This window comes from Arcobacter denitrificans (SeqCode) (assembly GCF_048571185.1).
GTDB classification, from domain to species: Bacteria; Campylobacterota; Campylobacteria; order Campylobacterales; family Arcobacteraceae; genus Arcobacter; species Arcobacter denitrificans.
On the sequence record NZ_CP182350.1, the window covers coordinates 234,785 to 251,835 of the forward strand.

19 protein-coding genes are annotated in these 17,051 nt (G+C 29.1%); 5 read left to right on the forward strand and 14 right to left on the reverse strand.

Going from position 1 to position 17,051, the window contains the following annotated elements; translation table 11 throughout:
* Positions 1–28: 28 nt before the first annotated feature.
* Positions 29–1,396, forward strand: coding sequence for a dihydrolipoyl dehydrogenase family protein (locus tag ACNI28_RS01230; protein ID WP_419765033.1), 1,368 nt, complete (start codon positions 29–31; stop codon positions 1,394–1,396).
* Positions 1,397–1,433: 37 nt separating this feature from the next.
* Here the strand turns inward: ACNI28_RS01230 and ACNI28_RS01235 are convergent, their stop codons facing one another.
* The 4 genes from ACNI28_RS01235 to ACNI28_RS01250 all read right to left on the reverse strand — a co-directional run bounded on the left by ACNI28_RS01235 (position 1,434) and on the right by ACNI28_RS01250 (position 3,807).
* Positions 1,434–1,721 (reverse strand): encapsulin-associated ferritin-like protein, encoded by a 288-nt coding sequence (locus tag ACNI28_RS01235; protein ID WP_419765034.1) that lies wholly within the window; start codon positions 1,719–1,721, stop codon positions 1,434–1,436.
* Between the two features lie 72 nt (positions 1,722–1,793).
* Positions 1,794–2,483, reverse strand: a complete 690-nt coding sequence (locus tag ACNI28_RS01240; protein ID WP_419765035.1) for an EAL domain-containing protein — start codon at positions 2,481–2,483, stop codon at positions 1,794–1,796.
* An 84-nt stretch (positions 2,484–2,567) separates the two neighbouring features.
* Positions 2,568–3,134: a pentapeptide repeat-containing protein gene (locus ACNI28_RS01245; protein WP_419765036.1), complete on the reverse strand. Its 567-nt coding sequence runs from the start codon at positions 3,132–3,134 to the stop codon at positions 2,568–2,570.
* 7 nt (positions 3,135–3,141) lie between these two features.
* On the reverse strand, positions 3,142–3,807 hold the full coding sequence (locus ACNI28_RS01250) for an adenosylcobinamide amidohydrolase (protein ID WP_419765038.1): 666 nt from the start codon (positions 3,805–3,807) through the stop codon (positions 3,142–3,144).
* Between the two features lie 182 nt (positions 3,808–3,989).
* Between ACNI28_RS01250 and ACNI28_RS01255 the strand changes: the two genes are divergently transcribed.
* Positions 3,990–4,592 (forward strand): HD-GYP domain-containing protein, encoded by a 603-nt coding sequence (locus tag ACNI28_RS01255; protein WP_419765039.1) that lies wholly within the window; start codon positions 3,990–3,992, stop codon positions 4,590–4,592.
* A gap of 13 nt (positions 4,593–4,605) precedes the next feature.
* Here the strand turns inward: ACNI28_RS01255 and ACNI28_RS01260 are convergent, their stop codons facing one another.
* Positions 4,606–5,682, reverse strand: a complete 1,077-nt coding sequence (locus ACNI28_RS01260; RefSeq protein WP_419765040.1) for a methyltransferase — start codon at positions 5,680–5,682, stop codon at positions 4,606–4,608.
* 152 nt (positions 5,683–5,834) lie between these two features.
* The gene (locus ACNI28_RS01265; protein WP_419765041.1) at positions 5,835–5,981 is read right to left on the reverse strand and encodes a hypothetical protein; all 147 of its coding nucleotides are present in this window, start codon (positions 5,979–5,981) and stop codon (positions 5,835–5,837) included.
* Between the two features lie 201 nt (positions 5,982–6,182).
* On the opposite strand from ACNI28_RS01265, the gene ACNI28_RS01270 reads away from it, so the two are divergent.
* Positions 6,183–7,241: a CNNM domain-containing protein gene (locus tag ACNI28_RS01270; protein ID WP_419765042.1), complete on the forward strand. Its 1,059-nt coding sequence runs from the start codon at positions 6,183–6,185 to the stop codon at positions 7,239–7,241.
* 14 nt (positions 7,242–7,255) lie between these two features.
* On the opposite strand, the gene ACNI28_RS01275 is transcribed toward ACNI28_RS01270, so the two are convergent.
* The 4 genes from ACNI28_RS01275 to ACNI28_RS01290 all read right to left on the reverse strand — a co-directional run bounded on the left by ACNI28_RS01275 (position 7,256) and on the right by ACNI28_RS01290 (position 10,457).
* The gene (locus tag ACNI28_RS01275) at positions 7,256–7,603 is read right to left on the reverse strand and encodes a hypothetical protein (protein WP_419765043.1); all 348 of its coding nucleotides are present in this window, start codon (positions 7,601–7,603) and stop codon (positions 7,256–7,258) included.
* A gap of 22 nt (positions 7,604–7,625) precedes the next feature.
* Positions 7,626–9,059 (reverse strand): ATP-binding protein, encoded by a 1,434-nt coding sequence (locus tag ACNI28_RS01280; RefSeq protein ID WP_419765045.1) that lies wholly within the window; start codon positions 9,057–9,059, stop codon positions 7,626–7,628.
* Positions 9,060–9,163: 104 nt separating this feature from the next.
* Positions 9,164–9,949, reverse strand: coding sequence for a substrate-binding periplasmic protein (locus ACNI28_RS01285; protein WP_419765046.1), 786 nt, complete (start codon positions 9,947–9,949; stop codon positions 9,164–9,166).
* A 118-nt stretch (positions 9,950–10,067) separates the two neighbouring features.
* Positions 10,068–10,457 (reverse strand): hypothetical protein, encoded by a 390-nt coding sequence (locus tag ACNI28_RS01290; RefSeq protein WP_419765047.1) that lies wholly within the window; start codon positions 10,455–10,457, stop codon positions 10,068–10,070.
* 178 nt (positions 10,458–10,635) lie between these two features.
* Here ACNI28_RS01290 and ACNI28_RS01295 point away from each other — a divergent pair, with 178 nt between their 5' ends.
* Together ACNI28_RS01295 and ACNI28_RS01300 are read left to right on the forward strand one after the other, a co-directional pair.
* Positions 10,636–11,112 (forward strand): hypothetical protein, encoded by a 477-nt coding sequence (locus ACNI28_RS01295; protein WP_419765048.1) that lies wholly within the window; start codon positions 10,636–10,638, stop codon positions 11,110–11,112.
* 160 nt (positions 11,113–11,272) lie between these two features.
* Positions 11,273–11,449: a hypothetical protein gene (locus tag ACNI28_RS01300; protein WP_419765049.1), complete on the forward strand. Its 177-nt coding sequence runs from the start codon at positions 11,273–11,275 to the stop codon at positions 11,447–11,449.
* On the opposite strand, the gene ACNI28_RS01305 is transcribed toward ACNI28_RS01300, so the two are convergent.
* From ACNI28_RS01305 to ACNI28_RS01320, 4 genes are all read right to left on the reverse strand, one after another.
* Positions 11,446–14,085: a TRAP transporter permease gene (locus ACNI28_RS01305; RefSeq protein WP_419765051.1), complete on the reverse strand. Its 2,640-nt coding sequence runs from the start codon at positions 14,083–14,085 to the stop codon at positions 11,446–11,448. The two genes, ACNI28_RS01300 and ACNI28_RS01305, sit on opposite strands and share 4 nt — an antisense overlap.
* Positions 14,086–14,171: 86 nt before the next feature.
* On the reverse strand, positions 14,172–15,131 hold the full coding sequence (locus tag ACNI28_RS01310) for a TAXI family TRAP transporter solute-binding subunit (RefSeq protein WP_419765052.1): 960 nt from the start codon (positions 15,129–15,131) through the stop codon (positions 14,172–14,174).
* 469 nt (positions 15,132–15,600) lie between these two features.
* On the reverse strand, positions 15,601–15,948 hold the full coding sequence (locus ACNI28_RS01315; RefSeq protein ID WP_419765053.1) for a DCC1-like thiol-disulfide oxidoreductase family protein: 348 nt from the start codon (positions 15,946–15,948) through the stop codon (positions 15,601–15,603).
* Positions 15,949–16,081: 133 nt separating this feature from the next.
* A complete protein-coding gene (locus ACNI28_RS01320) occupies positions 16,082–16,942 on the reverse strand; it encodes a DMT family transporter (RefSeq protein ID WP_419765054.1) in 861 nt (286 codons plus the stop codon).
* Between the last annotated feature and the right edge of the window lie 109 nt (positions 16,943–17,051).

Consider the following 17,051-nt stretch of genomic DNA (forward strand, 5'->3'; position numbering starts at 1 on the left):
ACATACACTAAATATTAAGGTCTTAAGTATGAAAAAATTTGATTTAATAATAATTGGAGCAGGAAGAGCAAGCAATCTAGCAGTAAGTGCTGGAAAAGCAGGCAAAAAAGTTGCTATTATAGAAAAGTCTGCCTTAGGTGGGACATGCCCAAATAGAGGTTGTGTACCATCAAAACTGCTTATTGGTTATGCACATGTGGCAAATGCAATAAAAGAATCAAATAGACACTTCATAGACACAACAATAAACAAAATAGATATAGAAAAAATATTTCAAGATACAAATGAATATATTGCAAATGTAGATGAAAAATATCATAGTAAGTTTAATGAAAATGTTGAAGTATTTAGAGGAGTAGGCTCTTTTGTCTCAAATAATATAGTAGAGGTAAACGAAGAAGAATTAACAGCTCCACAAATAGTAATAGCAACAGGAACAAAACCCAAAAAACCAGAGCATGAAAAAGCTTGGACTAGTGATGATATCTTTCCTTTAAAAGGCAAAATTCCAAAATCCATTACTATAATTGGGGCTGGTTTTATTGCTTGTGAGTTAGCTAGCTTTTTTTGCGCTGTTGGAATAGAGACAACACTATTATCAAGAAGTCAACATATCTTAAAAAAAGAAGATAATGAAATTTCAGAAATATTTAAAAGTGAATTTACTAAAAAAGTAACTATAGAGTTTGAAACTACAGCTGAAAATATAGAGTATAAAAATGAACAGTTTTTTATGACTCTTGAAAATAAAGATGGCATAAAAAAACCTCATACAAGTGAAGCCCTACTTTATGCAGTAGGAAGAGAATCAAATACTCCAAGCTTAAAACTAGAAAATACCTCAATACAAACTAATGAGAAAGGTTTTATCATTAGAGATGAATTTTTTGAAACAACAGCAAAAGGTGTTTATGTCGTAGGTGAAGCAGCTGGTGTTTATATGCTCCAACATGCAGCTGCTTATGAAGTAAACCATTTGGATAAAATCTTACTTGAAGATTGCAAAGACCCACTACATTTCAAATACATGCCCCACGCCATTTATACTGAACCAGAAATTGCAAGTGTTGGTATCACAGAACAAGAAGCAAAAAAACAAAATATAGAATATGTAAGTACAACAACAAACTGGATAGCAAGTGCAAAAGCTATGTCAACAAGACTAGAATACCCAGTTACAAAGTTTATAATCAACCCTAAAAACTATGAAATACTAGCTTGTCATATGATAGGACCAGAGAGTTCTACAATGATACATCAAGTTTTAACTGTAATGCAAATAGACAATGATATAAGACACCTAAAAAAAATGCTTTATATTCATCCTGCGATGAGTGAATCTCTTCTTCCAGCAGCAATTAAAGCAGTAAAAGAGGTAGAGAAATATAACTCTTAACACTCTTTTATAATTATGCTTTTTTATTGCACATAATTTAACTATGTGCAATCTCTTTTTCTGTAAAAAGATAATCTTTTAACTCTTTGTCAAAACTTGAATCTTTTCTACGAATCCATTCTAAGACCATAGCAGCATGCTCTTTTTCTTCATCTCTATTATGAGCTAAAATAGCTTTTAACTCTTTATCTTCACAAGCATCTACTCTTTGATTGTACCAATCTACTGCTTCTAATTCTTCCATAAGTGAAGTAATAGCTCTATGCATATCTCGCGTTTCAACACTCAACTCTTCAATTGGTTCGTGATACCCTTCATTTGCCATTTTTTCTCCTTCTTATTTAGTAAATTAATTATATATTTCTAAACTATAAAAAAACTTATAGTTTAAAACTTCTTATATAAAAAAGTCTCCATGTATATAATCTATAGAAAACTTTTCCATTAGCATTAATTCTTCTTTTGTATTTATATGTTTCATTATGAGTTTTGTTTTACTTTCATGAGCAAAATCAATTAAAGTATTTAAAAGTTTAAAATAAGATATGTTTTTTCTGATTTTTTCCAATATCTCTTTATCTATTCTTAAATAACTTGCTTTTTCTATTTCATAAAAAGATACCTTGTAATCTAAGTCATCAAAAATATTAATAATAAATTCAAACTCATGTTTAATAAGCCATTTAACCATCTTTTTTTTGATTTTTAAGTTATCATTAGTAAGATTATCTTGATATATAATATTTATGACTATTCTATGTTTATATTCACTTAAATACTCTTTCCAAAATTTTCTATACTCTTTTTCACTAAAAACAGCTACATCAAAGTGTAAAATTAGTTTTTTTGATTTATCTGCATCGTTTATTTGGTGATGTTTATTCTTTTTTTCTAAATGAAAAAATAGTTTTTCATTAAACTGTAATCTTGAAAAAAATTCTGTGCAAGATATATCCTCATTATTTAAAACAAATTTTGATAAAGCTTCATATGCAAAAATATCTTTTGTCCCATTTTTAAATATTGGATTATATATTGTAGAGTATGTCGATTGAGTAATCAACTCTTTGATATTTGGTTTTTTCATACCAAACCTTATTATATAAAAATTTCAATTTAGCGACATTTTATATTTATAGGGTACAAAATTTATTTTTGATACTTCTTATATTTACTTTATTTTAATAGGAAGTAAGTTTAAAAAACTTAATGCCTCAGGAAGAGAAAACTGTGCTTTTTGTATATCATTATATTTGGGGTCTATAAGATAATTTTTTGAAGTTTCAAAATTAGATTTTTTTAAATTATTATTTAAAAAAACTGTTTGTTCAAGATTACACTTGTCAAAGAGTGCATGTTCTAAATTACACTCTTCAAAGCCTGTATCTTTTATCAAAGAGTTTATAAATTTCATTTGTCTTAAATCCAAAAGATGAAATGAGTTTTGTGAGATATTACAAGAGTCAAACACTACATCAAAAGGTTCTACACAAGAACTCCAAGAGATACCTAAAAGTTTAGAGTTTTTAAAAGTAACATCATTAAAAGTACAACTCTTTAGTAGACATAAAGATAAATCACAATCTATAAACTTACACTCTGTAAACTTGCAAGCATAAAAATTACCTTTTGAAAAATTACATTTTACAAAAGTACAATTATCAAAATAAATAGAGTCTAAGTTTTTATCATCATACTCTATAAACTCTTCTTCCCAATAATCATTTGTATTAAACATAATAGACCTACGTAGTAGCTAAAGAACGTCTAAGCGCGGATATAACCAAACGTCCAATCACTTCACCAAACAACACATGTTTGCCACAAAATTCAATTTTTTGTGGACCATCTCCACTCACAACAACAATAGCATCTGTTCCTGTTCCTGTTGCTAATTTTTCAGATATAGGACTTAAGATATTAGCTTCTTGTAAGGCAGCAGCCTTAGCCTCTGTAGCAAGCATAACAGCTTCTACCATAGCTGCATTGGTTAATCTAGCAGAACAGATTAGAATAAGATTAATAGTACCAACTTCTTTTGTTACAGTCAATAGCTCTTGTATATCTGCTTTATCTCCTGCACGTCTAGCATTAGATATCCCGGCTGTTATTAAAACTGAAATATCTACACCTTCTATATTTACTTGCTCAATACAAAGAGTATTCATAGATGCAGCTGTCATCATCCCCACAACATTTCCTTTCCAACCCTTTGCTTTAGCATAATCAATTAAACTCTTATTTGGAGTTTCACAAGAAGAAAAATTTAAAGGTACATTTTTATTTAAAATATGTTCTGCTTCTATAAAACCACCATTTAAAATAGCTGAACTAAGAATTTTTTTAGGAGATAAAAAGGATAAATGAATATGTTCATCATTTTGTTCTAAATTAGTAAAATTATTAATCATAATATTAATTGTAAGATTTCCTTATTATAGGGATAAGTATCACCCTTTGCAGTTTATTTTACAAAAGAGATAATTACATTTAATATAAATTGTAACTAAAAGAGCCTAATAGAACATAAAGATTTATCATATATGTTTAATAATTTTTTATTTTTATGTTAAAATTATAGTAAGGATTTAATATGGAAGTATTTAAATTAGAGGAAAATATAATATGCGAATGTTCAAAAGCACTTTTATTAGCATTAGGACAAAAAGATGAACATACTCAATTACACTCCCAAAGAGTTGTAGAAATTTCTGAAGAATTAGGTTTAAGTATTGGCTTAAATGAAAACAAAATAAAAATTCTACGTATCAGTGCTGCTTTTCATGATATAGGCAAAATAGGAATACCTGATAAAATATTATTAAAACCTAGTAGTTTTAATGATAAAGAATGGGATATTATGAAAAGTCATTCTTTAAAAAGTGAAGAACTGGTTAAAAATATGTACTTTAAAGATAGTGATATAATAGCTAGTGCAGTTAAACATCACCATGAATACTATAATGGAAAAGGTTACCCAGATAATCTCAAAGGTAAAGAAATACCTATATATTCACGTATAATTGCACTTGCGGATAGTTATGATGCTATGGCATCACCAAGACCTTACCATGGTAAACGAAATCATAATGAAATCATGTCAATTTTAGAATCAGAAAAAGGTATAAAACATGACCCTGAATTATATGAAACCTTTAAAGAAATTATTGAAAGAAGTAGCTATAAAGTAAGCTAAAGTACTATTTATTTTATTTAGGAGATAAAACCCATAGCTCAACTTTTTCATTCTCTCTTGAATCAGTACGTTTTGTTCTTTTTGATGAAGCTCTAACATCACGCCTAAAGTGTAACTCTTTTCTAAAACGATTATTTTTTTGTAACTCATCTATTATAGGATGAACACTTTGTTCATCTACCACTTGAGCTAGGTTTGAAAATATCAAAACTATTTTCCCTGTATCATTAAGATGTTCCAATGCTTGTTCGAAAAATCTTGGAAACAGTTCTTCTTCAAAATATATGGCTTTATCAATACCCTCTTCTAACTTATGCTTTGCAAGTAGCCAAGGGGGATTAAAAACAATCAAATCAGCTTTGATATCACAACTTTCAAATAAATCACCATGATTAAGTCTTATGTTCTCTTCATAATCCAGTCTTTTACTCTCTTGTGCAACACCAATAATTGCATTTTTATTTGTATCTGTTGCAAAAATATTTTCAAAACCATTTTGGATTAGTTGAAATGATAAAATACCACTTCCTACTCCTATTTCTATAACCTGTTCTTTTGAACCCTCATATTTTTTTAGCCATTTATCAAAAAGTTTTAAATGGTCAAATCGAGTAGGAAAGTAAGTCCCATAAAAAGGATGAAGATTTATATCTAAAGTTTTAACTTCAATTCCCTTTTGATACCACTGCCATGAGCTATTCATACCTTGAACATCAGGAAAAGATATATAAAACTCAGAAACTTCTGGATATAACAACTCTAACCAACCAATTGTTGGAGCTTTTTTAACTACAAGTTTATTATCTTTTACTTTTATTAATAACCTATGTGAAGCTTCTCTAAATGCACTTCTATAGTCACGTTGTCCTTGAAAACTTTTATCTTTATATTTTCGTAAAAGATTCTTTTTTAGTTCTGATAAAACCTCTAATCCATTGCTATAATACTCTTCAACAAGAACGTATTTTCCTGCAATCATCTCTTGTACAGTTGCTTTTGTATCCATTTTACGATAGAAATGTATAGCTTCAATCTCTGAAGTTATAATATCTGGTCTGTCAGCTTGGATAGGTAATAAATCTTTATTCATATAATTATGCCCTTAATATTGTATGGCAGTTTATTATATAAAGGCTTTATTATTGTTTGGATTTATTATATTGATGATTTATAGTAAAGAATATGACTATTAATTTAAGTTCTAAGATGAAAATATAATTAAATAGTCAAATAAGGGTACGCTTAGATTTCTTCATCGTTTAAACTAGAAGTTGATTCCTCATTTTGTGCATTTTTCAAAGCTTCTTTTTTCTTACGTTTTTCTTCTTTCTTTTTTTGTTTTTCTAACTCTCGAGCTCGCTTTTCATAATTATAGTTTACTTTAGCCATTTGCTATCCTCTTTTTTATATTTGGTATATTTTTCACATAAAAATGCTAATAATTGATACTGTGTCAATAAGCTATCTTAACACATTCTTCTGTATTTTTGATTAAGTGGGATAGAAAATCTTCTTTTTTAAATTTTTCTTTTTAATACAAAGTTTAATAAACTCCTATATAATAATACAAAGTTTTTAAGAGGGAATATAATGTTGATATTTATCTATTTTTCTATTGCAGTGGGTGTTTCTTTTGTATGTTCCATATTAGAAGCAGTGCTTTTAAGCATAACAGCTTCACATATTGAAGTTATAAAAGGTAAAAATGAAAAACTTGGTAACTTGATGTTTAAGCAAAAAGAGCAAATCAATATCTCAATTGGTGCTATTCTTACTTTAAATACCTTTGCCCATACTTTAGGTGCAGCTGGTGTAGGTAGTGAAGCGGCAAAACTCTTTGGTGAAGAGTTTATGTTTTATATTTCTGCTATTTTAACTATTTTGATTTTAGTTTTTAGTGAAATTATTCCTAAGACATTAGGAGCAAATTATTGGAAAAGTCTTAGTGGAGTTTCCACTCATGTTATTTCATGGTTGGTTTTTATAACTTATCCTTTGGTTATAACCATGAACAAAATCACCGTTTTTATAAGTAAAGATGACAAAGGCTCCATTTCTAGGGAAGAGGTTGCAGCAGCTGCTAATATTGCACAAGCAAATGGTGCACTAAAAGATTCAGAGAGTGATATGATTGAAAACCTATTAAATTTAGATGAGATGAAAGTAGAAGAGATACATACACCAAGAAGTGTCATGGTCTCTTTAAGTAAAGAGGAGTTATTAAACTCATTCGATAATCAAAACAGTAGCATCAATTTTGAGAAGATAAAGGCTTATTCTCGTATTCCTATATATGAAGGAGAGATTGATAATATTATTGGAATAATTATTTCAAAAGAGTATTTTTATGAATATATAAGCAATAAATTAGAAAATAAAGAAGATATTATAAAACCTATATATAAAATCAATGAAAATATCCCCATATCAAAACTACTAAATCTCTTTTTATCTCGAAATGAACATCTTTTTATAGTCACAGATAACTATGAACAAACAAAAGGTGTAGTGACCTTAGAAGATGCAATTGAGACACTTTTAGGTGTTGAAATAGTTGATGAATTAGACCATGCAGTTGATTTAAGAGAAGTGGCAAAAGTAAAAATGAAATTGTTACGTAAAAAAATTTTGCAGCAACAAAATCATTAAAGAAATTTTATTTATTATTCTCCATTTAAAACAGACATAACAGTTGCTCTACTAGTATTTAGTTCTACTGTTATTTTATATATATTAATATCACCCTTATCACTGTAATACTCTTCATCATCTAACATTTTTAATATAGTCTCTTTTTTATCAAGTAGTTCTTGTGAGGTTTGTCTAGTCTGGAAAGTAAAATCTTCTTCACTCATAGTTTTAAGAGCTTCTAAATCTTTTTTTATTGTAGGAACTGTGACTTTTAACTCTTTTGCCAAATCTTTGGGCTCTTCAATACCTCGCAAAATCAAATCTCGCAAAGCTATTCTTCTTGTTTTAATTTTACGACGACGATGATAGGAGATTTTCATTATTACTTATATCCTACAAGTTTTAATGCACATTTGAAATCAAATCTGGCTTTTCATATTTATTTATAACTATTTTAAACTCTGCACCTTTATAATCAATATTATCAAATGTAAAATCAACATTTTGAACACTTAATATACCTTTCATATGTTTTACAACTATTTCATTTGACATATACAGACCAATTCCTGTACCTTTTGACTCATCTTTAGTAGTAAAATATGGTTCAAAAATTCTATTTATAATTGTATCTTTAATACCGCCTGCATTATCTTTGATATAAATATATATCTTATCAGCTTTTGAAAAAACATCTATAAATATTAGAAGTCTTTGCTCTTTTTTATTTATTAGTTCATCTTTTGCATTATTTAAAATATTTATCACTACTTGAATAAGTTCATTTTCAAATCCATATATTTCAATATCTTCAATATTTTTTACAAAGCTTATGTTGTTATTTGTAAACTGTGTATTTAAAAGTGTGAATGTTTTTTCAAAAGACTTTAAAATTTTAAAGTATTTTTTATCCCTATCTGGTTTAAAAAAATCTCTAAAGTCATCAATAGTATCCGAGAGATAATAAGCAGAGTTTATAATCTTATTTGTATAGTCATCCAATTTTTCTTCATCTAATAATCCTATCTCATAGTTTAGTTTTATTCCACTTGCAGTTGTTGTAATCATAGAAAGAGGTTGCCTCCATTGGTGAGCAATGTTTCCAATCATCTCCCCCATAGCAGCTAGTTTTGATTGTTGGGCTAATATACTATTTTTTTCTTCACTTTCATGAATTTGATTAATTAAATTTAATCTCATTGTATTTATTGACTCTGTTACGATATTTAATTCATCAAAATTTGCTTGTGTATTGTCATTGATTTTCAAAGGCTCATGCAGATTTTTTAAAGAGAGTTGATTTGCATAAAGTGCCATTTTTTCAAGTGGGTTGGTTAATAATCTTTTCATAAAGAATATAATCAATAATGATATTAAAAGCATTTTTATTATCTCTGTAAAAATTATACTAATTGCATTGCTTTTTAACTCCTTGTACATAGGAGCTAAGTCAGCTATAACAACTAGTTTTCCAATTTTATCTATCTTTGAGTCAATAGTTCTGTTTATATCAAACTCTTTTTTTATAATATCAATCTCTTTTATTTTACCTTTACTAGAAGTTTTTTTATTATTTTCAATAATTTCTGCATAGATAATCTTTTCATTATTTACAAGGTTTTTTAAAAAAATATTAACCGCAACATCATCTACATTCCATAAGGATTGAGATAGTATTGGAAGTCGATTTTTCTTTATATTATTTAGACTTTTTTCAAAACTGTTTAGTTGATTTTCATATTGTTTTTTTATTTGAATATATACTGATATAGAAGTTATAACAAAACTAATTAAAAATATTAAAAATATTAATTTATAGGAAAGTTTATTCTTCATAGCATTCTTTCAATTACATTATATGATACATTGTAGCAACAATAGTCTAAGTAAGTCAATATAAATATTCCACTAATTATCTTCAAAAAACTCTATTATGTTACCTAATTAATATCAGATTTAACGCCACTTCTTTTGATGATTTCTTTGACATTTATAGATTCTGCGATTGTTTCCAACTTTTTCATTAACTCATCAGCATTTGAATAAGACTTAGAAATAACAAGATAAATATTAAGTGGACTTAGTGTATCTACTCGTACATCAGAAATAGAATTTTCTGCTATTATATCCTTAGCAGCAGATGCATAGTCTACTACATAATCAACTCTACCTAACTCTAACATACGAAAAGCACTACTATGGGTATTTGTAACTTCATTTTTAATATTGTTTTTTGGGTCTTGAATAAACTTTCGTAATTTTCCGTAACTATAGCCTCTTATTATAGCAACCCTATTTCCAACCAGATCTTCTTTAGTAGCTATAACTGGCTTATTTCCAAGAGAGTATACATTTAAATTTGTAGTATAAACTGGTTCCTTACTAAATATACAACTTTCAAGTAAAGATGATGCACGAACTAATATTGAGAAGTTAGTTTCACCACTTTTTAAATTGTTAAATAATCGCTTTGCAGGATATGCAGTGGCACGCCAAGTAAGATTTGCTTTTTTAAACAACTCGTTGGCAACAAATAGCATAGGAGTTGTTGGCTGTTCTTTTCCATTTACTGTTGCAATAAATATAGACTGATCTGGATAACCATATTTAATATCAATCTCATCAACAGCAAGACAATCTATTGTTATAATCAACATAAAAGCAAAAAGAGTGATTATATTTTGAAAAATGTTTTTATTTTTTTGAGATTGCATACTTTTTGACATATTAGATTTTCCTTCAGTTATTGTAAGTAGTAACTATTTTATTAGTTAACTTTTAAATTATAACTAAACCTATCTTTTAAGCCAATATATCATTTAGCTCTCTACTTTATTAAAAATTTTATTCTTCAAAATTAGCAAAAGCACTTTCAACATTTGGAATACTTTTGTAGCTAGTTTTTGTTAGTTTTACCTTTCCTGTTTTTATATCACACACGGCAAGTCTAAAGCTAGCCCCAATAGAGGGTTCTATAACACAAACAATTTTATTTTCTATCTGTCTTGTTGTATAAACTGTACCTTGAAGAGAATTAAAAAAATATTTTGGATAAGTTAATGGTGTTATTTCAACAATATCTATAGCTTCTTTATGTTCAAGAGTTTCTAATATAATCATAGCATCATCATAACTATCAAACTGAAGACACCAATCATCAAATCTTTTGTTAAAATGTTCTAAATCTTCATCAAGAAATCCACCAGCTAAAGATTGTAAAGCAAATATAGACACAAAATACACCTTAAAATATATAAATTAATAGCTAATTTTATCATTTTAACTTTTAATTATAAGTATGAGTAAAAATCATAGAATATGACAAACTATACTCTCCTAGAATTTAATGGCATCATAATTGCATAAACAAAATAGATAAGTTTAGAAAAATTAATAATAAACAGGAGTAAATATGCAAGATTTTATAGATAGTTATAAAGTTGCTTTTGATATAAAAGTGGAGGTGGAGGTAAAACTTGACACAACATTAACTGAAGGTGACATAGAAGTTACAGAAAAAGGGTATACCCTAAATGCCTCTAAAGATGCTGATGTTTTAGAGCTTTTGGGAAAAATAAAACTTCATACTCTTGTTAATGATTCTAGAGTATTTAAACCAACAACTGACTTTATGAGAATCATTGTTTCAGCATATATTTATAGTACTATGGCAAAACATCTAGAGACTTTAGAGATGGATTTATTAATCGAAAAATTTCTAATCAAAAAAGAAGACTCACCATATGAATCATATGCTCTACTTAAAATCCTTGGAGCAGACCCAACACTAACAGGTGCAGATTCAAGTATGATAGATCATTATCTAACTTTAGAACTTAACTCAGAAACTTTGAATCAAATTGAAGAGATTAAAGAAGAGAACAAGTAACTATTTTATTATTTTAAATTTAATTATCACCAAGTTATAAAAAAGCTTTGAGTTTTATTGTTTTTTTCTTTTTTAACCAAATAAGAAAAAATCTGGTGGATATTATTGGGTAGATGCAATAATAGCATCCATTATAGAAGATGGAAAAATAGTAAAATATATGGCTTCAAGACAAGATATCACAGAATTAGTTGATAAAGAAAAGTTGATGAAACAAGAGATTAAAAGAATAAAGTCTGAAAATTTTAGAGATAGGGATAAGCTCAAGCTTCAAAAGAAGCTTGAAGATACAGAACAAAGATATGAGTCTTTACAAAACAGTCTTAAATCTGTTTAATCTTTTTTATTTTTAGGAAATGTTACCCACATATTATCTATTCTATTAAACTCACTTGATTCTTCATCTATTGAGATATTATCACTATTTTCATCTTTTCTTTTTAGTTGAAGCCATGCTATAAATATGGTTATTGCTAGTAGTGGTATTAATATAATTTGTTGTGGAAGTCTATCTTCATTTTGTACTTTTACACTTTCAACTTTCCACCCACTATCAACACCTGCTTTTTTCATAGCCTCAACTTGCTTATTGTTTCCAGGAAGTATCATGGCAACTTCCATTGGGCCAAATAGATTATCAAACATAAGACCAATATTGTCAAGTTTTTCTTTTCCTGTTTTTCCCTCACCTAGAGCCACTGAGAAAGTAAAAGTTTTTTCATCTCCTTCTAAGGTTTCTCCATTTACAACAAATTCTATTCTTTCTCCATCTTCCATATTTTTTGCCACATTAAATATTTCACTACCTGCAACTGTTTTATATGGGTCTTCAATTTTATCCCAAATAACATCTGGTCTAAAGATAAAGAAAGCCAAAAGTAAAAGGGCAACTGTTTCCCATATTTTATTTTTTCTAAACCAAAAACCTTGGGTTGCTGCAGCGAAAAGGAGCATACCTATTATAGATGAGACAACTACAACAATAAATTCAAAAGTATTGTCTATTCCTATCATAAGAAGTTGGGTATTAAAAATAAACATAAAAGGAAGCATAGCTGTACGAATATCGTAAGTAAAACCTTGTATACCTGTTCTTATTGGATCACCTTTGGATATGGCGGCGGCCGCAAAGGCGGCAAGCCCCACAGGGGGTGTATCATCTGCTAAAATTCCAAAGTAAAATACAAACATATGTGCTGCAATTAAAGGAATAGCAAGGTCATTAGCTGCACCTAAACTTACAATAACTGGAGCCATAAGAGAAGATACAACAATATAGTTTGCTGTTGTTGGAAGTCCCATACCTAGTATTAAACTAATAAGTGCAGTAAATAAAAGTATTAAATATATATTCCCACCAGATACATTTTCAACTACTCCAATAATAACTTGCCCAATACCAGTAAGTGTAACAGTTCCCACAATAATACCTGCAACTGCAGTAGCTACACCGATACCAATCATATTTTTAGCACCATTTATTAGACCAATCTCTAAATCAATAAAACCATTTTTTACTTTTTGAATAAATGCATTTTTTTCACCTCTAAAAAAGTCTATAAGAGGTCTTTGGGTTACAACAATAAATATCATAAATATAGTAGCCCAAAATGCAGATAAATCTGGAGAGAGTCTCTCAACTGTTAAAAGCCATACTAAAACAACAACAGGCAAAAGGTAGTGAAGACCTGAAAGTACAGTTGGACCAACTTTTGGAAGTTCTGTAATATCATCGTTTGGTAGGTCTGGAACTCTTGAAGCAACATAGACTAATGCTATATAAGCTATAGCAATTATGGCTAAGATAAACTCAAAAGTATAGGCGCCAGCAATGGCTTTTATTAGCTCTATTATTGGAGGTAAAACAAAAACTAAAAACCCTAGTACACTAACTACACTTGTAACACCAAGTAGTTTTCCAAGCATACTCATTTTATGTGGTCTTGGAAGTCCAGTCATTCCCGCTTTCATAGCTTCTAAGTGAACTATATATACTAAAGCAATATATGAAATCATAGCAGGTAAAAAAGCGTGTTTAATTACTTCTATAAATGGAATACCAACATACTCAACCATTAAAAAGGCAGCTGCTCCCATAATAGGTGGGGTTAGCTGACCATTGGTTGAAGAGGCAACTTCAATGGCTCCAGCTTTCTCTTTAGTAAAACCAACTTTTTTCATAAGTGGAATTGTAAAGGTTCCTGTTGTAACAACATTTGCAATTGAACTACCTGAAATCATACCAGTCATAGCTGAACTTACAACAGCAGCTTTTGCTGGACCACCTCTAAAGTGACCCATAAGAGAAAAGGCTACACGAATAAAATAGTTACCTGCTCCAGCTTGTTCTAAAAGGGCACCAAAAAGTACAAATAAGAACACCATAGTGGCACTTACCCCTATGGCAATACCAAAGGCACCCTCAGTAGTAATCCACATATGTGATATGATTTTTCCTACAGATGAACCACCATATACACCCGCTCCAAAAAATGCATAGGTAAGTGCAAGTATGGCAATAATCATAAGTGGGGGTCCAAGAGTTCTTCTTGTGGCTTCAAGTAAAAGTATAATACCAGCAATACTAAAGAAATAATCTATGGTATTAGGAACACCTAGTCTCATCTCAAAGTTGGTTGAGTCCCAAACTTGTGAATATATAAAAAAAGCAACACTAAAAATAAGGAGTATTCCCATTATCCAGTCATATATGGGGACATATTTTTTAGGAGAGTTTTTAAATGGAAGGTAACTAAGGTATGCTAAGAAACCAGCAAAAATAAGGTGAATACGCTTTACTACATCTGCATTTACCCAAGGTGTAAACTCTAAAACAAGAGGGGAGGATACATAAAGTTGAAAAAGTGACCATGAAAGTGCAAGGTAAAGTATAAATTTTGCAACTATTTTATTTGAAGGTTCTCTTCCACCAGTTTCTGATTCTGCTACTATATCTTCTGCATTTTTGTCCATAATGAGCTCCAAATATATTTTTAAACCCCAAATAGAGACTTAAAAATGTATTTATATAAAAAGGAAAGATTTCCTTTTTATATTGATTATTTAATTAAACCTGCTTCTTTGTAATATTTTAAAGCACCATTATGAAGTGGAGCAGATAAAGAATCTTTTACCATCTCCTCTTTTTTTAGGTTTGCAAATGCAGGGTGAAGTTTTTTAAATGCTTCAAAGTTTTCAAACACACCTTTAACAATTGTATAAATTGCATTGTCTGAAACTTTTGCTGAAGTAACAATTGTAGCACCTACACCAAATGTAACTGAATCTTCAGGGTTACCATTATACATTCCACCAGGGATTGTAGCTTTTCTATAGTAATCGTGATCTGAGATAAGTTTTTTAACAGTATCATCATAAACAGTTACAAGATTTGTTTCACAAGTAGTTGTTGCTTCTTTAATAGCACCATTTGGGTGACCAACAACATAAACCATTGCATCTATTTTGTTATCACATAGAGCTTTAGCTTGTTCACTTGCTTTTAATTCACCAGCAAGTTTGAAGTCATCTTTAGTCCAACCTTTAGCTTTCATAATAAGCTCAATTGTTCCTCTTTGACCAGAACCTGGATTTCCGATATTTACTCTTTTACCTTTTAGGTCATTGAAGTTTTTGATATTTGCATCTTTTCTAGCAAGAACTGTAAATGGTTCAGCATGAATAGAGAAAACTGCTCTTAAATCTTTAAATGCACCTTGGTCTTTAAATTTACTTGTACCATGATATGCATGAAACTGCCAATCTGATTGAGCAACACCTAAGTCTAACTCACCTGCTTTAATTGTGTTGATATTGTAAACTGAACCACCAGTTGATTCAACAGAACATCTTACACCATGAACTTTTTTATCTTTGTTAACAAGTCTACAAATTGCACCACCAGTTGGGTAATAAACACCTGTAACACCACCTGTTCCTATAGTAACGTACTCCATAGCCATAGCTGGTATTGAAAGTAAACCTGCTAACCCTAAGCTAATAAGACCTTTTTTTAGCATATCATTCTCCTTTAATAAATTTGATATGAAAAGATTATAACTTAAAGAATATTAAAATTATTATTAAAAAATATATTATTTTAATTATTTTATCTTAGCCTTTAAGGTAAATAACATATTACCTATTGGTATCATAGAAAAATCCAAGGACTGTATAACAATTAATCTAACTCTTTCTCTTTTTTTTCTATAATCTATCCCTGCTAATAATTCTATTTTATCGTAAAACTCTTCATCACCACAAGGTTTTCCTGTTCTTGTTTTTTTTTAATAGTTTTGTTTGTGTATTTTCTTGTAGAAATTCTTTATAGTTTATTATATTATCTATTGGTTCATAGTTTGATAATAATTTATCTTCTTAGTCTATACCTTACACTTGAATATTTATAATTCCAAGGGTATTTAACCATTAATATAATACTCAAAATAATATAAAGTGAAGATTCAAGCCAAGAAGTGGAATTTTATATCACAACTTGCTATTTTTACCTAAACAAAAAAGAACTATTTTTCTTATGTATTTAACAAAAGGATATACAAAGTTTCTAAAAAACTTATTATTTTTAAAATATATTCTATTTCTTGAAACTTCATTTAGCAAAATTATTGCATCTAAGCCTTGATAAATCTTATCTTCATCTACTCTTATAATAAAGCCATCATTTATATTAAAGCCTAAGTTGTCAAACTCTTTTATAGCCTCCTTATCCTCTCGTGCATTTATAAGCATAAGATTATGTTTCTCTTTTATTTTTATATAGTTTGCATAGGTCTTACAAAAAGGACACTCTTTATCATAAAATAGTTCTATTTTCATATTTGATTATACAATATATAAAAGATGTTTACACTAAGGAATAAATTGTTTTAAAGTCTAATTTTTTAAATTTTAAGTGAAATATATAAGGATTTATCTTAAGCCCTTGTGTCAATCTTTTTTGATTTCTAGACTATTTTTTACTAACTAAAATACCACCAACAACAATAAGTACAATTCCTATAAAAGTATACATATCTGGCATAAGATCCCCTAGCATCACACCAAATCCAATAGCAAAAGGAATATTGGCATAACTCACCACTCCAATAATACTTGCTTTACTTATACTATATGCTCGTGTTAAAAACCATTGTGAAGTTGTAGAAATAACTGCCATAAGACCCAACAGTAACCAAATAGTTGGATTAGTATAAAGTTGTAAAGTTACCAAGGGAGTAAAAAGAGAAAGTGCAAGTGGTATAAGCATACCTACTCCCATAAATGAAAGCATGATAACTCGGGCATCATATATATCTTTGATTCTCTTAATCGTGGCATATGCAGCTGCAGCAAAAAATCCACCCAAGACTCCTAAAATATGCTCCAAGGAAATCTCTATACCAAATGGCTTCATAATAAATAACACCCCTAAAAACCCAATAATAAGTGCAAAAAAGGTACGTAAGCTAATAGTCTCTTTCATTAAATAGTATGCAAGTATTGTTACAAAAAAAGGCGAGGTTTTATTTAAAACCACAGCTTCTCCTAAAGGTATAGTAGCAATAGTATAAAAAAATAGCACCATAGCAACTGCTCCAAAAAATCCTCTTAAAAAAAGCAAATGAAGTTTTGAAGTATCTATTGTAACTGAGAATTTTTTAAGGGTTAAAAGGATAATTATAAATCCCAATAGATTTCTATAAAATACAATTTCAAGAGGGTCTATACTTTGAGAAAGCAGTTTTGCAACTGCTCCATTAAGCGCTCCTAGCAAAGCACTGATGAGCATAAACAAAGCACCTCTGTCCATAGATTTTAGTTTTTCTGACATTATTGATGTCCTTTTGTAGGTTTGATTTAAATAAAAATATATCTACTTATTTTATAATTGAAAAAACACTATAGTCAAAAGAAGTTTAAATCATGGGAAAGGTTTGCCT